Here is a 20036-nt window from a genome sequence, read left to right as displayed (position 1 = left end):
CAGGGCCTGGGTAGCTGGGCGGCCTGGAAGAGTCGCCGGTCGATGTCGAATCCGATTTCCACCCTTCGACCTGCGATGATCCGAGTTGTTCGAGTGACTCCTTCGAGCAATTAAGTCGGTATGGTAGGCGCATGGCTCATGTCTCAGCGGCCGAACGCCGCCCTCAGTTGATCAAGGCGGCCATTGACCTGATGGCGCGAGAGGGAGTCGCTGCCGGCAGTACCCGTGCGATCGCCGCCGAGCTCGGCGTGGCGCAGGCCACGGTGCACTACACGTTCGGCACCAAGGAGGACTTGTACCGCGCGGTCATCCAGCACCTGACCCAGGAGATGGAGAGTCAGGTGCGGCAGGCCGCACCCGACGGCGCCGGCTTCGAGGAAACCGTGGGCGTGCTAGCTGCCGCCCTGTGGCGCACGGTGCGCAACCAGTCGAGGAGCTATCAACTGCTCACCGAACTGACCATGTTCGCGCTCCGGTCGCCCCATCTCCGCGAGGCACTCGAAACGCACAACCTCGGTGTCCTCAGCGTGACATCGGAGCTGGTGACGGACGCGGCCGACCGCGCAGGCCAGCAGCTCGCACAGCCGGCGAGGACGATTGCGCGGTTCTTCCTCGCCGGATTCGACGGACTCGTATTGCAGCACCTGACACACCCCGACGACGAGGCGGAACTCTCCTGTCTGCAGGCTTTGATCTCCTCCACGCTGGCCCTCGCCAGCGGTCGCATGGAGATGGTCGCCGTACCTCATGCTCTCAACGAAGGAGATCTGTCGAGCGGTTGATCCGTCCCACCTGAAACCGACGCGTTCGAGATCCCGAACGCCTTCCCGGCGGTCGCTGACGCCGCCGTCCCGGCGAATGCGAGCGAGTCCGGCCTGGAGCAGGGCAGGCGGCGGCCGGCGCGGCCTGCTCTAGCGTGCGGCACTCTGGGGGGCTGTCACAGGTTCCGGAGACGGCGTGGTGATCGGCACGGGCACGGTGTTCCTGCCCGGGGGGCGGACCGTATCGGACAAACCGCCGGAAGGGGGCGCGGCCGCCCGCAGTTCTTGCGCGGCGGGCCCGAGAGCAGCCCAAGGACCACGTCCCGCACCGCGCGCTGGGGTTCAAGCCCGCGATCCGCTGCATCAGGCCCTCGAATGACCCCTGCCACCGGGCGCGGTCTACGCTGCGACCCGCGGCCACCATATGATCTTCAGTCTTCAGACACCGATGATCAACGGTGGCCGCACCCGTTCACAGCGCCCTCACCGCAGATCGCGCCGGGAGGACATATGCAACACGGCGAAGTCTGGTGGGTCGAGTTCGATGAGCGACGGCCGGTCGTGCTGCTGCCGGGAGACGAGGCGTCCGGGCTCCGGGCGATGCAGGTTGCCGCTCCGGCGGGGGTCGACATCAGCGGTCTGGGCGTCGAAGTGGCCGTGGGCGCCACGGAAGCTCAGGGAGATTGAGGACGCCCTCAGTGTTGCTGGACAGCCACAGGAGTGGACCACGACGGTAGCCGCGAAGATCAGCGAGATGAAGGATGCCCTCCGCCGCGGTGGACTGGAGTAAGCGGGTATGGGACGGAGGCCGCCGATGGTGTGGGCGATCTCGTCCAGATGATCGGCGCCGGCCATCTCCGCGGCGTCCCCCACCAGCAAGATCACGATTTACGGCTGGAGGTCCACACTGTGGAACTCCCACAAGACGACTGGCCAAGTACCAAGCCCCCGCTTCCGGCGCGCGACTCGGTCACTCACCAAGCCGGAACCCATCCGGTGGCCGCCAAGCTTGCTCACTCTGCTGACGCATCATCAGATTAGGGCAGGGTTGGTGTCCTGCCTTTGCGGTGGCAGGGCGGTCGCTGCAAAAGGCGACGCGTAGCGAGGAAGCACTCGCCCACCACGGACCGCTCGAACATTTTCGCTGGTCAGCGTGCCCTTCCCCGTGGCTTCAGAGGCGTCGCCGGCAGTTCGGGAGCCGGCAGCGGATCCCCGTCGTACCCCTTTACCTCGCCAAAACGTGTCCCTTCCATCCAGTCCTGACGCGCCTGCTCGATCTCCTCCTGGGACCGTCCGATCCAGTTCCAGAACATGATCAGTTCCTCCTCGAACGGCTCGCCGCCCAGGAGCATGAGGTTGGCGTCCGACTCCGCCCGCAAGGGCAGTTCGCCGCGGCCGCAGCCGAGGTACAGCATGGAGCCGGGGAGGACGGGGACGCCGTCGACGTGGGCCTCGCCGGACATGGACAGGACGGCGTACTCGAAGTCCGGCTCCAGGGGGAGGCGTAGGTCCGCGCCCCGGGTCAGGGCCAGGTCGGCGCCGACGATCGGGGTGTACGCCGTGCCGGGTGAGGTCGCGCCGTCCAGGTCGCCGAGGATCAGCGTGGCCGTCAGGCCGGGTGCGGTGACGACCGGCAGACCGGCGTGGTGCTCGAAGCGCGGCTCGGTGTGGCGGTGACTGTCGGGGAGCGCGACCCAGAGCTGCGCGCCGTGCAGGAAACGGGCGTGCGAGCGCGGGCTCTCCTCCGAGTGGCTGATGGCCCGGCCGGAGGTCATCAGGCCGAGTTCGCGCGGGCGGATCGTCTGGAGGCTGCCGGTGGAGTCGCGGTGCAGGACCTCGCCCTCGTGCAGCCAGCTCACCGTCTGCAGGCCCATGTGGGGGTGCGGCGGCACCTGCATGCCGGGCTCGTCGGCGATGTCGTCAGGACCGTAGTGGTCGACGAAGCACCAGGCTCCGATCATCCGGCGGCCGAGGTTGGGCAGCAGCCGGCGGACCTCGCTGGACTCGCCCAGCTTCACCCGGCGCGGGCTGAGGAGTTCACGCACCGGCTCCGCCACCACGAAGCCACGGCCACCGCACAGGGAGGGGGCCGCCTCGCGCTCAAGATTGCTCATGGCGCACAACCTAGTCCGGCCCGAGGGCCTGCGTCAGCGTCACGTTCGGGCCGCGCCGCAGATGCCGAGGAATAGTAGCCATGTATATAGTCGCCATGTACTGTATTTGGCATGAGTAACGGCACCGAAGGCGCGACGCCGGGCTTCCTGGTGTGGCGGCTGTCGATGAAGTGGCGGGTCGCGGTCGACCGCGCGGTGGCCCCGCTGGGCCTCACCCACGCGCAGTACTCCCTGGTCGCCTCGCTGCACGGCATGCAGCGCTCCGGCGAACGGCCCAGCCAGCGCCGCCTCGCCGACCACACCGGGCTGGAGCCCCTCTACGTGTCGAAGCTGGCCCGCGCCCTGGAGAGCGCCGGGCTCCTGGACCGCACCCGGGACCCGCGTGACCCGCGCGCGGTGCAGCTCGCCCTCACCGAACAGGGCCGCGAGGTCACCCGGCGGGCGATCGAGGTCGTCCACGGCCTCCTCCAGCAGCTCCTCGGCCCGCTCGGCGGCCTCGACAGCGCCCGCACACAGGAGTTCACGCGCGCATTGACGGCCCTGCTCGACGCACCTCTTGAACCCTTCAGCGAGAACGGGACGGAGCAGTCATGACCACCACCACGCCCCTCGTCGACCCGCGTGTCATCGGCCTGGCCCACTACGCCGGCCGCGCCCTCCTCCAGCAGGTGCTGGACCGGCACGGCATGACCTTCGAGCAGTCCGTCACCCTCCGCCTCGCCGCGATCGCCGACGGCCCGGTCGGGCGCGAACAGCTCGTCGACGGCGTCACCGAAGCGCTGAGGACCGGCGCCGGGGAGGTGCACGGCGTGCTCGACGAGCTGATCACCGCAGGGCTGCTGGCCCCGGACGGGGAGGCGGAGGTGCGGATCACGGACGCCGGGCGCGAGCTGTACGCCATCACCTCCGCCGCGACGGCCCCCATCACCGCGCGGATCTACGACGGCATCCCGGCGGAGGACCTGGCCGTCACGGGCCGCGTACTGACTTTGCTCACCGAGCGGTACGGCACCGAACTGGCCACCCTGACCCGCTAGGGGCTCTCCCCCTACACCCGCAGGCGGAATACCGGACGGGCGGACCCGGTTGTCGGCCTCGAAGGAGGCCCCGAGTGAACGCCACGCAGGACACCACGTACTACGCCCACGGAACCCCGGCCGAGCGCTGGGAGCGCGCGCAGCTGTTCTTCGACGCCAAGGACTACGCCGCCGCCGCGCGCGTCCTGGTCGGGCTGGTCGAGGAGGTGCCGGAGCAGACCGGGCCCCGGCTGCTGCTGGCGCGCTCCTACTACCACTCCGCCCAACTGCACCGCGCCGAGGGCGAGTTGCGGACGATCGTCGAGCGGGACCCCGTGGAGCACTACGCCCGGCTGATGCTCGGCCGCACCCTCCAGCGGCAGAACCGGCACGAGGAGGCGGAGTCGCACCTGCGGATCGCCTCGGCGCTCGCGGGTGACTTCGAGGAGCGCTGACCCGGGCCGTACCCGAAGGTGCCCGGCTCCGTGAGGAGCCGGGCATTCGTGTGCCGGGGGCTTCGCTACCCGGCCGGTGTTCCGTACGACCGCCGCCCCCGCCGGTAGGCGATCTCCCCCAGCAGGACGTCGACGGCGAGGAACGCGGCCAGCGGGATGCCGAACAGAGGCAGGAAGTACCCGAGGACGGCGACGCCCGCGAGCAGCGGCACCAGGATCTGCGGCGGGACCTGCTGCCAGGCGCCGCGCGGGATCGGACGGCCGAAGGCGCTGCCGCGGCCGCGCTGCCACCACATGCGGTAGCCCCAGACGATCAGCAGGATCAGGGACAGCGCGAGCAGCATCAGGGCGATCTGGTTGGCCAGGCCGAAGAGGACGCCGGTGTGCAGGTCGATGCCCCAGCGGGTGAGCTTCGCGAGCACCGGGTAGTCCTCGAAGCGCAGCACGTCGGCGACCTCGCCGCTGGCCGGGTCGATCGCGACGGCGTCCTGCTTCGTGGGCCAGCTGCGCTGGACCTGCTTGACGACGTACGCCGAGTTCGCGTCGGCGGGCGGCACGATCTCCACCGGGTCGCCCAGCCCTTCGGCCCGCGCCGCCGCCAGGACCTTGTCCAGGCCCACGCCGTGCGCGGCGTCGCCCGCCTGCCCGGCGGCGGCGTCGTGGCCGCCGTGCTCGCCGCCGGCCGCGGCCGACACCGACGGGGTGGCCTGGCCCAGTGAGGTCCGCAGCTCGTCGATGTGGGCTCCGGCGTACGCCGACCAGGTCAGACCGGTCACCGAGAGGAAGAAGAACCCGGTCGCCGCCCACACGCCGACGCTGCCGTGCAGTCCGAGCGTGCGGCGCCGCCCCTTGGTGCCCCGCACCTTGCGCAGGGCGCGGCGCCGGGAGAACCACAGCACGAGTCCGCCCGCCGAGATGACGCCCAGCCAGCTGGCCGCCAGCTCGCTGTAGAGCCGCCCCGTCTCCCCCAGGTGCAGGTCCCGGTGGAACTCGTCGATCCAGGTGCGCAACGGCAGGGCGCCGGTCGAGCCGTACTGTTCGAGGGAGCCGCGCACCTTCGCGGTGTACGGGTCGACGAACACGGCGAGCGTGTGGCCCTCGCCGACGCCCGGGACGCCGGAGAGCATCACCCTGGTCGTCGCGTCGGCCTCCGGCGAGGGGCGGACGGCCGAGATCGTGCCCTCGGGGTGGGCCTTGCGGGCGGCGGCCACCTGCTCGCCGACCGGCAGCTTCCGCTCTCCGACGGGGACGGTCATCTCGTGGTCGTACACGAGCTTCTCGGCCTGGAAGGAACCGGCGTACAGCAGACCGGTGACGGCGGCGACGAGGAGGAAGGGCGCCACCAGCACCCCGGCGTAGAAGTGCAGACGGAGGATCAGCGGGCGCAGGGGTGCCCAGGTGCTCTTCGACGGGGCCGGGGTGGCTGGTTGGGGGGCCTCGTCCGTGGTGGTCGAGGGAGCGGTGGTCATCGGCGGGCTTCTCCGGGTGGTGTCTTCTGGGCCGTTGCGGTGTCGGCGGTGGCCGTTGCGGTGCAGTAGTCGGAGCGGCGGGGCGTTCGGTTCCCGGCGAAGTCATATGACGTGCATCACATGGGGGTGGGGGGTGCCATGCCATCCTGAAGCGATGGGAACTCCGGACGATCGCGCACCCCTGGCCGAACGGGTCGGGCAACTCCTCGACGGGGGGCTGCCGTTGACCATCGTCGCGGCCGGTGACCCGGTGCTGCGGCGCGGCAGCGAGCCGTTCGACGGTCAGCTGGAGCCCGCCCTGCTGGCCCGGTTCGTCGAGGCCCTGCGGATCACCATGCGGGCGGCGCCCGGCGTCGGCCTGGCGGCGCCGCAGGTGGGCGTGGAGCTCCGGATCGCCGTGATCGAGGATCCGGCGCCGGTGCCGGAGGAGGTGCGTCTCGTGCGCGGGCGGGTGCCGCAGCCTTTCCGCGTCCTGGTCAATCCCTCCTACGAGCCCGTCGGTGACGCGCGGGCCGCGTTCTTCGAGGGCTGCCTGAGCGTGCCGGGCTGGCAGGCGGTGGTGACGCGGCCCGCCGAGGTGCGGCTGACCGGGCAGGACGAGCACGGGCGGGCGCTGGACGAGGTGTTCTCGGGCTGGCCGGCCCGGATCGTGCAGCACGAGACGGACCACCTCGACGGTGTCCTGTATCTGGACCGCGCCGAGCTGCGTTCGCTGTCCTCCAACCAGGCGATGGCGGAGCGCTGGGGCCGGCCCACGCCGGAGGAGGCGGCGCGGGCGCTGGGCTTCGAGCTGCCGTAGCGAGCAGATCCGTCCAGTGGGCACCTACCAGGGCACGATCGTGATGGTCACGCACGACGAGGGCACCGTCGACGCGCTGGCGGCCGGACCGGTGCCGCTCCTGCCGGAGGCGGAGGAGGACCTTCGGGACGACGACTGGCGGAACCGTCGCCCCGCCTCACCCCGGCCCGGACGGACCACGGGTCACGCGTCCCGGTACGCCTCCAGCAGCCGCAGCCACACCTCGCTGATCGTCGGGTACGACGGGACGGCGTGCCACAGGCGGCCGACCGGAACCTGGCCGGCGACCGCGATGGTCGCGGAGTGGATGAGTTCGCCGACGCCGGGGCCGACGAAGGTGACACCCCGCAGGATCTCGTCCTCGACGTCGACGACCATGCGGGCGCGGCCCTGGTAGCCGTCGGCGTAGAGGCCTGCCCCGGAGACGGTGGACAGGTCCACGTCGACGGCCCTCACCCGGTGCCCCGCCTCTTCCGCCTCGGCCAGGGACAGGCCCACGGCCGCCGCCTCCGGGTCGGTGAAGACGACCTGCGGGACGGCCGTGTGGTCGGCGGTCGCGGCGTGGGCGCCCCAGGGCTCCGCCAGGAGGGTCTCTCCGGTGGCCCGCGCGGCGATGGCGGCGCCCGCGATGCGAGCCTGGTACTTGCCCTGGTGGGTGAGGAGGGCGCGGTGGTTCACGTCGCCGACGGCGTACAGCCAGTCGTGGCCGCTCACGCGGAGGCTGTCGTCGACCGGGAGCCACGAGCCGGGGTCCAGGCCGATCGACTCCAGGCCGATGTCGTCGGTGCGCGGGGCGCGGCCGGTGGCGAAGAGGATCTCGTCGGCCTCGATGCGCTCGCCCGTGCCGGTGACGGCGACGACCGTCCCGTTCTCCCGGGTCACCGACTCCACCGAGGTCCCCGTACGGACATCGGCTCCGGCCTCCTTGAGGGCCTCGGCGATCAGTTCCCCGGCGAAGGGCTCCATCCTGGGGAGCAGGCCCTTGCCGCGGACCAGCAGGGTGACCTGCGAGCCGAGGGCCTGCCATACCGTGGCCATCTCGGTGGCGACCACGCCGCCGCCGATCACGATCAGCCGGCCGGGCACGGTGTGGGAGCTGGTGGCCTCGCGGCTGGTCCACGGCTTGACGGCGTCGAGCCCGGGGAGGCCGGGCAGGGCGGCGCGGCTTCCGGTGCAGACGGCGACGGCGTACCGGGCGGTCAGGACGCGCTCGCCGCCGTCGGGGCCGGTGACCGTCACCGTGCGCGGCCCGGTGAGTCGGCCGTGGCCGCGGTGGAGGTCGGCGCCGATGGAGTCGAGCCAGCCGACCTGGCCGTCGTCCTTCCAGTCGGAGGTGTAGTAGTCCCGGTGGGCGAGGACCGCGGCCGCGTCGAGGGGGCCCTGCACGGACTGGCGCAGCCCGGGCACGCGGCGGGCGTCCGCGCGGGCGATGACCGGCCGCAGCAGGGCCTTGCTGGGCATGCACGCCCAGTAGGAGCACTCGCCGCCGACCAGTTCGCTCTCCACGACCGCGGTGGTCAGTCCGGCGGCGCGGGTGCGGTCGGCGACGTTCTCCCCCACGGGCCCGGCCCCGAGCACCACGACGTCGTACGCGTTGGTTTCCGTTTCCGTCATGGGGTCAGTCTGGTGGGTGGTGTGCGCCCTGGCCACATGGGTAGGGGCGCGGAATACGTGTCCGGTCGGCCGTGTTGTGCCGACGGCTTGACCCCACACCAGGAAGTAGGGATGTACGCCATGAGCAGCACCGTGGAGCTCACCAAGGAGAACTTCGACCAGACGGTCACGGACAACGAGTTCGTCCTGATCGACTTCTGGGCCGACTGGTGCGGGCCGTGCAAGCAGTTCGCCCCGGTGTACGAGAAGGCGGCCGGGGAGAACCCGGACCTGGTGTTCGGCAAGGTGGACACCGAGGCGCAGCCCGAGCTGGCCGCCGCCTTCGGTATCCAGTCCATCCCCACACTGATGATCGTCCGTGACCAGGTCGCCGTGTTCGCCCAGCCCGGGGCCCTGCCCGAGGCCGCCCTGACGGACGTCATCGGACAGGCCCGCAACCTCGACATGGACGAGGTGCGCAAGGCGATCGCCGAGCAGCAGGCCCAGGAGGGCCAGCAGGCCGGCTAACGGACCCCGCTCAGCGTCAGAAGGGGTACGGAGCCACGTCTCCGCGTACCGTCGTCCAGCGCAGTTCGGTGAAGGCCTCCAGGTTGGCCTCACCGCCGAAACGGGCGCCGGTGCCGGAGGCGGCTACTCCGCCGAAGGGCGCCACGGCCTCGTCGTTCACGGTCTGGTCGTTGATGTGGACGATGCCGGTCGGGATGCGCTCGGCGAGGTCCAGGCCGCGGGCCGGGTCCCTGGTGACGATGCCCAGGGAGAGGCCGTACGGGCTCTGCGCGGCCAGGGCCGCCGCCTCGTCGGCGGTGGTGAAGGAGCGGACGGGCGCGACGGGGCCGAAGACCTCCTCCGTGTACGCGGGGGTGCGGTCGTCGACGTGGGCGAGGACCGTCGGCCGGTAGAAGAGCCGGTCGTGGGTGCCGCCGGCGGCGACCTTGGCGCCCGCGCTCCTGCTGGCCTCGACCAGGCCGCTGATCTTGTCGAGCTGACCGGCGTCGATGATCGGGCCCAGGTGGACCCGGTCCCGGTACGGGTCGCCGACGGCGAGCGAGTCCGCCTTGGCGGCCAGCCGCTGGACGTACTCGTCGTAGAGGGACGCGTGCACCAGATGGCGTCCGGTGGTCATGCAGATCTGGCCCTGGTGGAAGAACGAGCCCCAGGCGGCCGTGGAGATCACCGCGTCGAGGTCGGCGTCCTCCAGCACGATCATGGCGGAGTTGCCGCCCAGTTCCAGGTGGGCCCGCTTGAGGTGGCGCCCGGCGGCCTCGCCCACGGCACGTCCGGCGGCGGTGGAGCCGGTGAAGGAGATGACCGGCACGCGCGGGTCGGCGACCAGGGCCTGTCCGGCGTCCGGGCCGCCGGGCAGCACGTGCAGCAGTTCCTCCGGCAGGCCGGCGGCGGCGAAGACCGCGGCGAGGGACAGCCCTCCGCAGACGGCCGTGCGCGGGTCCGGCTTCAGCAGGACCGCGTTGCCCAGCGCCAGGGCCGGCGCGACGGAGCGGATGGACAGGATCAGCGGGGCGTTGAACGGCGAGATCACGCCCACTACACCGGCCGGGACGCGGCGCGTGTACGACAGGCGGGGCGCCTCGCTGGGCAGGACCTGGCCGGCGGGGCGGGAGGCCAGTGCGGCGGCCTCGTAGCACTCCTGGGCGGCCACGTGCAGTTCGAAGTCGGCCTTGCCGGGGACGGAACCCGATTCGCGGACGAGCCATTCCCGGAGTTCGTCGGCGTGCGCGGTGAACAGGTCGCCCGCCTTGCGGAGCACGGCGGCACGGGCGAAGTGCGGGGTGCGTGCCCACTCCCGCTGTGCGGTGGCGGCCCGTCCGGCGGCGGCGCCGACGTCCTCCGCGGTGGCCAGGGCGAGGGTCCCGAGGGCGTGGCCGGTGGCGGGCTCGGTGACGGTGTACCCGGTCCCCGCGAGGCGGCGGGGCTGCCAGGTCCTGGTGTCGAGCAACGGCATGACGGCTCTCCGATCGATCGTCACCGGCTGACGGGGTGGTCTGAACTCCCGTATGTGCGCGGCCGGTTCGGCGGTCACAGGGCGGGACGCGCCCAGCGGGCGCAGCGGTGTGCCGCGGCCGCCCGGGAATGCGCCCCCGTTTTTGTTGAGCATGCAACATCCTAGCCGTGCCGTGGCGCGGGCGCCGGGCACCCGGTCACGCGTCGGCCCGGCGTGTGCCGGGCGTCAGCTCGACTCGCGGTGCAGCACCGTCGCCCCCAGCATCTTGTGCGTCTCGGGTTCGGTGGCGGGCCTGCGTACCGCGCGGTCGACCAGTTCGGCGAGTTCACGGCCGCAGGGCAGCTCCAGACGGACCGTGCTCAGCCGGGGCCGCAGCAGCCGCCCGAGCATCAGGTCGTCGGCGCCGACCACGGCCGTCTCCTCGGGGATGCGGATGCCCTCGTCCAGCAGGGCCCGCATGAGCAGCATCGCGTACTCGTCGTTGTAGGTGAACACGGCGTCCAGGCCCAGGGCCCGCCAGCGGGCGGCGAGGCGCGCCGCGGCAAGTTCGTCGTAGGCGAGGGGCAGTTCGGTCACCGTGGCGTCCGTGCCGCGCACGGACTGGCGTACGCCGTCGAGGCGGGGCGCGGAGAACGTCTCCAGGCCGGGCTCCTGGGGGACGACGACGCCGATCCGCCGCCGGCCGCGGTCGTAGAGGTGGGCGCCGGCGGTGTGGCCGACGACGTCGTGGTCCATGAGGAGCGCGTGCGCGCCCTCGATGGTCTCGGGGCCGAGGGTGACCACGGCCCGCGCCCCCGAGCGCTTGAGCACCGCGACCCCGCGCGGACCGAGGCCGGAGCCCGGCACGAGCACGGCCACGGGCCGCAACTCGGCCCAGGCACGGGCGGCTTCGTCGCCGTGCGGGCCGCCGGTGCCGTGCTGCACGACCGTGTAGTCCAGGGCGGAGAGCGCGTTCTGGAGGTCGGTGAGGAACCGGCTGTAGAGCGGGCCGACGGGGAAGGTCGGCGCGGGGATCAGCACCATGCGGCTGTGCCCGGCGCGCAGGCTGCGGGCCGCCGCGTGCGGTACGTAGCCGAGCTCCTTCGCCGCCTCGCGCACACGGCGGCGGGTGGGTTCGCTGATCCGTACGGCGCTGGTGTTGTTGAGGACGTAGGAGACGGTTGCGCGCGAGACGCCGGCCAGGCGGGCCACATCGGCGCTCGTGGGCACGGAGCGCGACGGTGCGGGGGACGGGGGCGCGGGCGTTTTCGGTATCTGCACCATGACGTACGGCATCTTGGCAGAAGCCCCAATGCGCGCTTCCGGCGGGGGAGTTGTGAGGAAGCCGTGAGCGGTCACGAGGTTCCGGGCGCGGACCTCAGCGGGTCGGGGCCGTGCCCGTCACCCGGTCGACCAGGTCGGTCCACGCCTCCTCCAGGCGCGCCATGGGCAGACCGCACTGCCTGGTCAGGTGGTGTACCAGGGCCGGGTCGAGCTGCCCCATCAGTGCATGGGAGAGCAACTCGCAGTCGGCGTCCGGGACCGCCTGCCGCAGCAGCATGACGACGTGGTGGCGCAGCACGCTGCGGGCCGGGTTGGTGAAGCGGCGGGTGGCGCACGGCTCGGCGGCCAGCTGGAGCTCCAGGTCCTCGGTCGACCTGCGCAGCATCGCCCAGCCGAACGCCCGCAGGCGCTCCACGGGCGGCGCTCCGGGCCCGAGCGGCGGCGGGCCGCCGAGGAAGGAGGCCTGGAACTTCTTCTCCGAATGGTCGAGCAGCGCCGTCAGCAGGCCGGTACGGTCGCCGAACCGGCGGAAGACCGTGCCCTTGCCGACGCGTGCCTCGGCGGCCACCGCCTCCATCGTGACGGCCTCGGCACCGCGCTCCGCCACCAGCCGTCCGGCGGCTTCCAGCAGTCGGGCGCGGTTGCGTGCGGCGTCGGCCCGCAGGCACGGCTCGTCGCCCTCCAGGGCGGTCCCCAGCTGCACCAGCTCGGGGTGGCCGACGGGCTCCTGGGGCGTCGGAAGGGGGTGCGGGACGGCGGACATGAAGCCAGCGTAAAGCATCGGGAACAAAACTGGACCGCGGTCCGGTTAGGGTGCTACAACATTAAACGGACCCCGGTCCGGATCGTCAGCAGTCTTTCCGAGCAGTGCCTCAGATGTGGGAGTTCAGCATGTCCGTTCGTATCCTCGCCCTCGTCGGCAGCCTCCGCGCCGGTTCGCACAACCGCCAGCTCGCCGAGGCGGCCGTCAAGCTCGCCCCCGAGGGTGCCGAGGTGGACCTGTTCGAGGGTCTTGCCGAGATCCCCTTCTACAACGAGGACATCGACGTGGAGAGCAGCGTCCCGGCCGCCGCCGCGCGGCTGCGTGAGGCCGCGAACGCCGCGGACGGCCTGATCCTCTTCACCCCCGAGTACAACGGCACCATCCCGGCCGTCCTGAAGAACGCCATCGACTGGCTGTCCCGCCCGTACGGCGCCGGTGCCCTCAGCGGCAAGCCGGTCGCCGTGGTCGGCACCGCGTTCGGCCAGTACGGCGGTGTCTGGGCCCACGACGAGACCCGCAAGTCCGTGGGCGTGGCCGGCGGCAAGGTCCTGGAGGACGTCAAGCTGTCCATCCCCGGCTCGGTGACCCGCTTCGCCGAGACCCACCCGGCCGACGACGCCGAGGTCGCCCAGCAGCTGACCGAGGTCATCGCCCGGCTGCACGGCGACGTCTCGGAGGCCGCCGCGGCCTGACCGCCCTCACCCCGTGCCCACTGAGGGGCCGCGGCCGGCAACGGCCCCGGCCCCTCCGGCGTGCCCGGGGGCAGGGCCGCCGCGCCCGGGCCGTTCAGGTGACCGCCGCGCCCGCCAGGGCCCGTAGTTCCTCCAGCGCCGCCGCCACCGCCGGCCGGGCGTGTCCGCCGCTCCGGGTGCAGGTCAGGAGCTTGCGGTGCGGGTTGCCGGCGCAGCGCACCCGGACGATCGGCAGGTGCGGGGTCAGATGGGCCAGGCGCGGGATGAGGGCGACGCCGAGCCGGTGGGCCACCAGGTGGGCGCTGACGTTCCAGTCGAGGGCGTGGTGGACGACCTCGGGGGTGAACCCGGCCGCGCCGCAGGCGGACAGGACGTGCGGACGGCAGGGGCTGTCCTCCACGGGCGCGATCCACGCCTCCCGCGCCGCCTCGGCGAGATCGATCCGGGCCCGCCCCGCCAGCCGGTGCCCTTCGGGTACGACCAGGTCGAACGGGTCGTCGAGCAGCGGCTCCTGGTCGAACCGCGCGTCGCTCAGCGGCGGGTTGTGCGGAGTCGCCTCGACGACGGCCAGGTCGCTGACGCCCTCGAAGAGCAGGTCGAAACTCCCCGGAACGCCCGCCTCGGTGATCCGGACGGACAGCCGCGGATGCCGCTCCCCCAGCCGGGCCGCCATCGGCGCCAGCAGCACCGAGACGGCCACCGGGAAGCCGGTCACACGCAGCACCCCGGAGGGCGCCCCGTGGTCGGCCCGCAGATCCAGCTCCGCCTGGTCCCAGCGGGCCTGGATGGCGTCGGCGTGCGCGAGCAGGCTCTCGGCGGCCGGGGTGAGCCGCACCCCGCGCCCCTGCGGTTCCAGCAGGTCGACGCCCAGGTCCCGGGCGAGCTGCCGGACCTGCTGGGAGGCGGCGGACGGGGTGAAGTGCAGGGCGCGGGCGGCCGCGGTGACCGTGCCGTAGTGGGCGACCGCCCTCAGGACGTGCAGTCGGCGCAGGTCAATCATGAAGTCCAGCCTTCACAGTGACGTCTGCAAAGTCAACCTGGACGTGTACGGACTCCCCGACGCACCCTGGCTGTGTCGCGACGTCCCACCAGCCACGACGTACGAGGAGCCAGCCATGCCCAGCACCGACGCCACCGCCTGCCCGCACTGCGGTTGGCCGGACCGGGGCGAGCCGTTCCGGGTGCTGTCCCGGCACACCACCGCGACGGGTCACACGGAGTGGACGCGCTGCGGATGCGGCTCGCTGCAGGTCCGGGTCGCCGACGGCCGCGGCACGCGCGTCGTCTCGCGCAGTGGCCCGGCGGCCCGGTCGGGTGCCGCGAGCCACTGATCGACGCACCGGAACATCCGGAAGCCGCCTCGCACCTCCGCGCCACCGGTCACGACCGGTCAGGTGCAGTCGTATGCGAAGCCGGTGGTGGCCGTGCGCGGCGTCCCGGAGAGGATGCGCAGCTCGGCCCGTGCCGTGCGGTGTCCCGGGCCCTCGAAGGTCCAGCGCAGGTGGAGGCGGGCCTGCCGCTGGCCCCGGACCAGCTCTTCCTTCAGCACGCCCGAGGCGGTGCCGTCGCTCCGGATCCAGCGGTAGGACAGCGTGCCCGGGCGGCCGTTCGTGGTGACGAGGCCGACGAGGTCCGCGGTGCCGCCACAGCCCAGGGCCGTCGGCCGGGCCGTGACCGTCACCGTGTTCACCCTCAGCGGCGGGCCGAGGCGCTGCCAGGCGAGGAACGCGAGGACGCAGACCAGGACCAGCGCGGGCAGGGCGTGCCTGCGCAGCCGACGGACCCGGGGCGCGGGAGGCGGCGGTAGCGCAGGGAGCGTCACGTGGGTGCGCTGCCGTGCGGCGGCGGTCACGCCCGGGCCGAAGCGCAGCACGCTTCCCTCGACCCGGTCGGGGGGCACCGGCCACGGCCCCTGCTCCGGGGCCGGCTGCCCGACGGGGGTCTCGTCCGGGGCGGGCCGCTGGATCCAGTGGCTGGCGAGCACGGTGGCGCTGTATTCGGCGTCGTCGGGGGCGGGCCGGCCACTCGGGGAGGGGGTGTCGGCGGGACCATCGGCTCGGGCGTCGCCGGGGCCGTCGGCGGAGTCGAGTACCCGGGTCCGCTCACCGGCGGGGTCGAGTACCCGAGTCCGCTCGCCCGCGGAGTCGAGGACCCGAGTCCGCTCATCCGAGGCGTTCAGCACCTCGGTCCGCTCGTCGGCCGTTCTCGCGGGTGCGCGGTCGTCGTCGTGTGCGGTCATCGGAGGTCGCACCGCCTGGTCAGGAGCTCCTGCGAGGCGCCTCCGCCGTCGGCGGCCGGGGTCGTGGTGGCCTGCACCGTCCAGTAGCAGCCGAGGGTCTGGAAGGTGTGGTCGACGGTGAGCGTGTACTGGGTGGCGCCGCTGCGCTCGAAGGTCTGGAGCGCGCCGTCCGGGGTGCCCGGCTGCCCCGCCGTGTTCCCCGTGAACCAGGAGACGGTGATGGAGACCGGACCGGTGCCGTCCGTGGTGACGCCGAGGGTCGCCGTGGCGGTCGTGGGGCCCGTCTGCCGGAAGGCCGACACGGTGACGTCCTTGACGGCGGGACCGGTGGGCGGGGCCGCAGTGGTGACCGTCGGTGTCGCCGCGGTGGCCGTCACGCCGGGCGCCGACGTCTCCTCGCCGCCGGGCGGGGTGGCCGGGGCCGGGGGCGCACCGGATCCGGTGGCCGCGGGGTCCGATGCCGACGGGGTGGGGGACGGCGACGGGCCGTCCGACGCGCGGGGGGTGGTGGACGGGGACGGGGAGGAGGTGGCCGGGGAGGCGGAGGCCGCCGGGCCCGCACCTGACCCGGCGCCGGTGGTCGCCAGAGCCTGCGCCGCCCGCTGCGCCGCGGTCCCCGGGTCGTACGGCAGTCCGTACGTCAGGAGGGCTCCGAGGAGTACGGCGGCGGCGGACACGATCAGCCCGGAGCGGCCGGGTAGCCATGGGTGCGCCCGGCCGGGGTCCGGCGTCCGGCTCAGCACCGTCCGGGCGGTGTCCGTGGTGCTGCGGGGGGCGGTGCGGGCCGAGGGCAGGAGCAGCGGCAGCAGGGCCACCAGCGCGGCGAGCCTGCCCCGGCCGCGTTCCTCCCAGTCGGGGCCGTAGGCGGTGCCGGCGACCGCCTCCAGTTCGGTGACGAACGCCTCGGCCTGGACGGGCCGCTCCGCCGGGTCCTTGGCCAGACCGCGCCGCACCAGTTCCCGCACCGCCTCCGGGGCCTCTTCGGCGGGGACGGGCGCGTCGATGTGCCGCAGCGCGAGCTCCGCGAGGTTGTCACCCGCGTACGGCTTGTGGCCCGTCAGGCACTCGAAGAAGGTGGCCGTGGCCGCGTACACGTCGGCGGCCGGGGAGGCGGGTGCGCCGGTCCACTGCTCGGGGGCCATGTAGGACGGGGTGCCCGCCACGCCCGCGCTGGTGCCCGCGTCCACCGCGATGCCGAAGTCGACCAGCTTGGAGGATCCGTCCGGCGCGACCAGCACGTTCTCCGGCTTGTAGTCGCGGTGCACGACGCCGACGCGGTGTGCGTCGGCCAGGCCGAGCAGCGATCCCTTGAGGACGACGAGCGCGGCCTCGGGAGCGAGCGGGCCTTCCCTCCTGAGCAGCGTGCGCAGCGGGACGCCGTCGACCAGCTCCATCACGATGGCGGCGCCGTCCGGGCTCTCGACGTACTCGTACAACCCGGCGACATGGGGGCTCCCCAGCCCGCCGAGCAGCCGCGCCTCCGCCCGGAAGTCGTGCACGAAGCCCGGCCGGGTGCGCAGCGACTCGCTGAGGTACTTCACGGCCACCGGCACGCCGGTCTCCTCGTGCACGGCGAGGACCACCCGCCCGCTCGCCCCCGACCCGAGCTCCAGCGACTCGGTGTATCCGGGCACCGCCCATGCGTTCATTTCCCGTCCCCCCAAGGCGGCCGCTCCCCAGCGGCCGGTCACGCACCCGGAGACACATCTTTCGGCCACTCCGGTTGCGTGGCCAGAAGCAGGCGCGAGGCGTGCCCGGACTGTGACAGAGGCCGGCCTTTCATGAAGGCCCGGGCACACCGAGCAGAAGCAGCGTCACATCGTCGTCAGAGGCGTCCGCGTCCACGATCAGGGTCCTGATCAGGTGGTCCGCCGCCTGGTCGAGGATGCCGGGGTCGTCGACGGGGGCGCCCTTCAACGCGTCGTCGACCGTGTGGGTGAGGACGTCGACCTGGGCCTCGATGTCGGTGCCGGGCCTTTCGACCAGCCCGTCGGTGTAGAGCACGAGCGCACTGCCCGGCGGCAGCGGCATGGTCACTTCCTCGAACGGCACCGCGTGTCCCGCGTCGTTGACGCCCAGCGGCACGCCGACCGGTGCCCCCAGCCGGCAGGCGGGCCCGTCGGGCGGCAGGGCGATGACGGGCAGGTGCCCCGCCGAGCACAGGGTGACCTCGTTTCTGCCCTGATCCAGGACCAGGTAGACACAGGTGACCAGTTGGTCCGCCAGGTCGCCGACGAACGTGTCGAGGGCACTCATCAGCCCGCTGGGTGTGGCACCCGTGCGGGCCAGGGCGTGGGAAGCGGCGCGCAGCCGCCCCATGACGGCCGCGGCCTCCAGGCCCCGGCCCATCACATCGCCGATGAGGACGCCGGTACGGTGCCCGTCGAGCGGGATGACATCGAACCAGTCGCCGCCGACTCCGGGGTCCTGGACGGACGCCAGGTAGCGGTAGGCACATGGCAGGTACGCCAGGCGGGGCGGCTCCCCCATGAGGCTGTGCTGCAGGGTGTAGGCGATCCGCCGCTGTTGCTCGTAGCGCTCGGCTCGTTCGTTCTCCAGCTGTCTGCGCTCGGTGATGTCCCGGACGGTCAGGACCACGAGGGTCTCCTGCTCGGCCTGCAGGCTGCTGACGCTCACCTCGACGGGGAACTCGGTGCCGTCGCCGCGCAGCCCGTACAGGTCCCGGTCGAGGACGACCGGCTTCGGATCACGCAGGCGGAGGTAGGCACCGAGGAGCGCCTGGTGCCGCCGGCGCCGGGCGGTCGGCACCAGGCCGACGACGTCGGTGCCGACGAGATCGCCCGGCGCGCGTCCGAAGAGGCGTTTCACCTGCATGTTGGCCATGACGACCGTGCCGTCGCCGTCCGTGATCAGGGTGGCGTCGGGAGCGGACTCCAGCAGCGCCAGGAACCGCCGGTGCGACTGCTGGACCTCGCGTTCGGCCGCTACGCGGTCGGTGATGTCGATGTACACGCCGCACAGGGCGTAGGGCGCGCCGGAGGCGTCGTTGAGCAGGAACCGGGTGGACAGGAACTCCCGTCGGCCTCCCGGCAGGGCGAACGTCTTCTGCCGCTGTACGGGCCTGCCCTCCGCCAGCACGGCGAGGTCGGAGGCCTGCCCCTGACGCGCGAGGTCGGGGGGCAGGACGTCCTGGTCCCTGCGGCCCAGGATCTGCTCCCGGGAGAGATGCAAGGTCTGCTCGAACCTCGTGTTGACCGCCAGGAAGCGGCCCTCCAGGTCCTTGATGAACACCAGCGCGGGCGTGTGCTCCATGAAGGCCTGCAGCAGTTCGTTCTGGCGCACCTGCCACTCGAGGCGGACCTGAGCCACCTCGACACGGCGGCCCACGGCCAGGGCCGTGAAGATCACTGCGGTGAACACGGCCACGTGACCGAAGACGAGCAGCCCGGTCCCCAGGCGCTCCCCGAACAGCCCGGCGTCCTCGGCGGCCAGCGCGGCCCAGCCCAGCAGCGGCGGCACGATCACGACGGTGACGAACAGCCATCGTCCCAACGCGCCGGTCGTCCCCGCGTTCAGCAGCAGCGCCGCGGGACCCTCGCCCGGACGGGCCAGGAAGAGCGCCGTGCCCACCAGCACCAGAGCCACCGCGGTGTGCAGGGCCATGCCCGTGTAGGGGCCGAACTTCTCCAGTTCGGGCACCCCGTAGGCGGCCCCGTAGAGCCTCAGCATGCCGAGAGCGCCGACGGCCAGGCCCAGGACCTGACTCACCCAGGCGGGAATCCGGGACACACCGGCGCACAGGGCACCCGCCCCCGCGGCCACCAGCGCCGCAGCCGTGTTCGGCGCCATCCGCCCCGGGGCCCCCGTTCTCTGGTGGACGGTGTCGTCCGTGAAGAGCAACTCGTCTATCCCCAGGCCTGCCCCGGTCGCATCCTCCGCGAGGGTGAGCGCGCCGAGCACGGCGACCAGGACCGCCGCCGCGCAGGACACGGCGAGCGCAACGGGGCGGATTCGGCCGCGGGAGATCACGTACAAGGAGAGGCCGAGCGTGACGAGGGCCACGGCGGTGTTGCCCTTCATGGCCACCGAGTCGCCGGGCAGCACCTCCTTCAGCACATCGGCCCCGGAGACCCAGCCGACCAGGCTCACCAGTCCCAGCAGGCCGGCTGCCAGGGCCGCGGCCCCGGACACGTGACGGGCGGTGGCGAGGACGCGCGGGCGGAACGGCAGCCCGTCGGCCTGCACCGGGCTGCGCGCGCCGGACGGTCCCGGCATCTGCTGGTCCCTCGTCACCGCATACTCATCCCTGCCGGGTGAAACCAACCCGTATCAATCAGCCTAAGTAAGAGGAAAGGGTATAGCTGCCGGGGGCCGCGGGCCCTACGAGGCGACGCCCCCTGCGGGCGGCGGCAGGCGGCGGTTCCCGCCGTGCGAGGGCGTCAGGCCGCTACGCTGACCGCCGAGCCGGCGGGGGCGTGCGCCCTGCGGCGCCGTGCTCACCGCGGTGTACTCCGCCCGGCCCGGCGGCGCCACCCGCCGAACGGCGGGCAGGTTCCGCCGCACGGCGGCGCCCGCTGCCGGGGACACCGGGCCGACCATGGCTGCCCGAGCCGCCGCCCGACGTCCGTGCCCTGGAGGCCGCCGCCGCGAACGCCCCCTGGTTGCCGGCCACCCTGCACGCGGTCGCGTCGTCGGGGAGCCTGCGGGCGGCCGCCGCCGGGATCAACGTCCACCACTCCACACTCCAGGACCGGCTGACCCACGCCGAGCACCTGCTCGGCTGGCCGCTGCGCACCCCGCAGGGCCGGCTCCGCCTGCGACTGGCCCTGGCGATGCGCCGGCTGGCCCGGCCGTGAACGTGGGTCAGCCGACGTGATCCGGATCGCGCCGCCGGCCCGCCCGGCAGCCCGTTCCCTGCGGCAGACTGTCC

At 72.9% G+C, this 20036-nt stretch carries 18 protein-coding genes and 2 pseudogenes; 10 read left to right on the top strand and 10 right to left on the bottom strand.

The features are described from left to right. Positions 1-131 precede the first annotated feature (131 nt). Together OO68_RS10605 and OO68_RS43890 are read left to right on the top strand one after the other, a co-directional pair. Positions 132-782: a TetR/AcrR family transcriptional regulator gene (locus OO68_RS10605; protein ID WP_033307950.1), complete on the top strand. Its 651-nt coding sequence runs from the start codon at positions 132-134 to the stop codon at positions 780-782. 489 nt (positions 783-1271) lie between these two features. After that, positions 1272-1551: pseudogene (locus OO68_RS43890) on the top strand (type II toxin-antitoxin system PemK/MazF family toxin). 358 nt (positions 1552-1909) lie between these two features. On the opposite strand, the gene OO68_RS10595 reads toward OO68_RS43890, so the two are convergent. Further along, positions 1910-2875: a pirin family protein gene (locus tag OO68_RS10595; protein ID WP_033307948.1), complete on the bottom strand. Its 966-nt coding sequence runs from the start codon at positions 2873-2875 to the stop codon at positions 1910-1912. A gap of 111 nt (positions 2876-2986) precedes the next feature. Between OO68_RS10595 and OO68_RS10590 the strand changes: the two genes are divergently transcribed. The 3 genes from OO68_RS10590 (at position 2987) to OO68_RS10580 (ending at position 4346) form a co-directional block, all read left to right on the top strand. Further along, positions 2987-3469 carry a MarR family winged helix-turn-helix transcriptional regulator gene (locus tag OO68_RS10590; protein WP_033307947.1) on the top strand — a complete coding sequence of 161 codons (483 nt, stop codon included), beginning with the start codon at positions 2987-2989 and terminating at the stop codon, positions 3467-3469. Then, a complete protein-coding gene (locus OO68_RS10585; RefSeq protein WP_033307946.1) occupies positions 3466-3912 on the top strand; it encodes a winged helix DNA-binding protein in 447 nt (148 codons plus the stop codon). Before OO68_RS10590 ends, OO68_RS10585 begins: the two co-directional genes overlap by 4 nt. A gap of 74 nt (positions 3913-3986) precedes the next feature. Then, entirely contained in the window at positions 3987-4346 is a 360-nt protein-coding gene (locus OO68_RS10580; protein ID WP_033307945.1) for a tetratricopeptide repeat protein, read from the top strand. Positions 4347-4411: 65 nt separating this feature from the next. Here OO68_RS10580 and OO68_RS10575 read toward each other — a convergent pair whose 3' ends face one another. Then, positions 4412-5815, bottom strand: a complete 1404-nt coding sequence (locus OO68_RS10575; protein WP_033307944.1) for a PepSY-associated TM helix domain-containing protein — start codon at positions 5813-5815, stop codon at positions 4412-4414. A gap of 154 nt (positions 5816-5969) precedes the next feature. Here OO68_RS10575 and OO68_RS10570 point away from each other — a divergent pair, with 154 nt between their 5' ends. Continuing rightward, positions 5970-6614, top strand: a complete 645-nt coding sequence (locus OO68_RS10570; RefSeq protein WP_033307943.1) for a peptide deformylase — start codon at positions 5970-5972, stop codon at positions 6612-6614. 183 nt (positions 6615-6797) lie between these two features. On the opposite strand, the gene OO68_RS10565 is transcribed toward OO68_RS10570, so the two are convergent. Continuing rightward, positions 6798-8228, bottom strand: a complete 1431-nt coding sequence (locus OO68_RS10565; RefSeq protein ID WP_033307942.1) for a dihydrolipoyl dehydrogenase family protein — start codon at positions 8226-8228, stop codon at positions 6798-6800. Positions 8229-8348: 120 nt separating this feature from the next. Between OO68_RS10565 and trxA the strand changes: the two genes are divergently transcribed. Next, complete coding sequence (gene trxA, locus OO68_RS10560) at positions 8349-8735, top strand: thioredoxin (RefSeq protein ID WP_033308037.1); 387 nt, start codon at positions 8349-8351, stop codon at positions 8733-8735. Between the two features lie 16 nt (positions 8736-8751). Here trxA and OO68_RS10555 read toward each other — a convergent pair whose 3' ends face one another. From OO68_RS10555 to OO68_RS10545, 3 genes are all read right to left on the bottom strand, one after another. Next, positions 8752-10188: a benzaldehyde dehydrogenase gene (locus tag OO68_RS10555; protein WP_033307941.1), complete on the bottom strand. Its 1437-nt coding sequence runs from the start codon at positions 10186-10188 to the stop codon at positions 8752-8754. A 225-nt stretch (positions 10189-10413) separates the two neighbouring features. Next, positions 10414-11463: a LacI family DNA-binding transcriptional regulator gene (locus tag OO68_RS10550; protein WP_403551381.1), complete on the bottom strand. Its 1050-nt coding sequence runs from the start codon at positions 11461-11463 to the stop codon at positions 10414-10416. An 82-nt stretch (positions 11464-11545) separates the two neighbouring features. Then, a complete protein-coding gene (locus tag OO68_RS10545) occupies positions 11546-12214 on the bottom strand; it encodes a TetR/AcrR family transcriptional regulator (protein ID WP_033308035.1) in 669 nt (222 codons plus the stop codon). Between the two features lie 128 nt (positions 12215-12342). On the opposite strand from OO68_RS10545, the gene OO68_RS10540 reads away from it, so the two are divergent. Continuing rightward, the gene (locus OO68_RS10540; RefSeq protein ID WP_033308034.1) at positions 12343-12906 is read left to right on the top strand and encodes an NAD(P)H-dependent oxidoreductase; all 564 of its coding nucleotides are present in this window, start codon (positions 12343-12345) and stop codon (positions 12904-12906) included. Between the two features lie 94 nt (positions 12907-13000). Here OO68_RS10540 and OO68_RS10535 read toward each other — a convergent pair whose 3' ends face one another. Beyond that, entirely contained in the window at positions 13001-13906 is a 906-nt protein-coding gene (locus OO68_RS10535) for a LysR family transcriptional regulator (protein ID WP_033307940.1), read from the bottom strand. A gap of 115 nt (positions 13907-14021) precedes the next feature. Between OO68_RS10535 and OO68_RS10530 the strand changes: the two genes are divergently transcribed. Next, positions 14022-14237, top strand: coding sequence for a hypothetical protein (locus tag OO68_RS10530; protein WP_033307939.1), 216 nt, complete (start codon positions 14022-14024; stop codon positions 14235-14237). Between the two features lie 59 nt (positions 14238-14296). On the opposite strand, the gene OO68_RS10525 is transcribed toward OO68_RS10530, so the two are convergent. The 3 genes from OO68_RS10525 to OO68_RS43045 form a co-directional block, all read right to left on the bottom strand. Further along, on the bottom strand, positions 14297-15145 hold the full coding sequence (locus OO68_RS10525) for a hypothetical protein (RefSeq protein ID WP_033307938.1): 849 nt from the start codon (positions 15143-15145) through the stop codon (positions 14297-14299). Beyond that, on the bottom strand, positions 15142-16794 hold the full coding sequence (locus OO68_RS10520) for a serine/threonine-protein kinase (RefSeq protein WP_033307937.1): 1653 nt from the start codon (positions 16792-16794) through the stop codon (positions 15142-15144). The genes OO68_RS10525 and OO68_RS10520 overlap by 4 nt, the downstream gene beginning before the upstream one ends. 130 nt (positions 16795-16924) lie before the next feature. Beyond that, entirely contained in the window at positions 16925-19399 is a 2475-nt protein-coding gene (locus OO68_RS43045) for a SpoIIE family protein phosphatase (RefSeq protein WP_051814574.1), read from the bottom strand. Positions 19400-19710: 311 nt separating this feature from the next. Between OO68_RS43045 and OO68_RS10510 the strand changes: the two are divergent. Beyond that, positions 19711-19962 (top strand): annotated as a pseudogene (locus tag OO68_RS10510) (helix-turn-helix domain-containing protein); the annotation flags it as partial. Positions 19963-20036: the final 74 nt, after the last annotated feature.

The sequence above is a fragment of the Streptomyces iakyrus genome (assembly GCF_000717055.1).
Classification (GTDB): Bacteria; Actinomycetota; Actinomycetes; order Streptomycetales; family Streptomycetaceae; genus Streptomyces; species Streptomyces iakyrus.
Note: the sequence above shows the minus strand (reverse complement) of the source record. Positions and strands in the feature narration are given on the sequence as shown.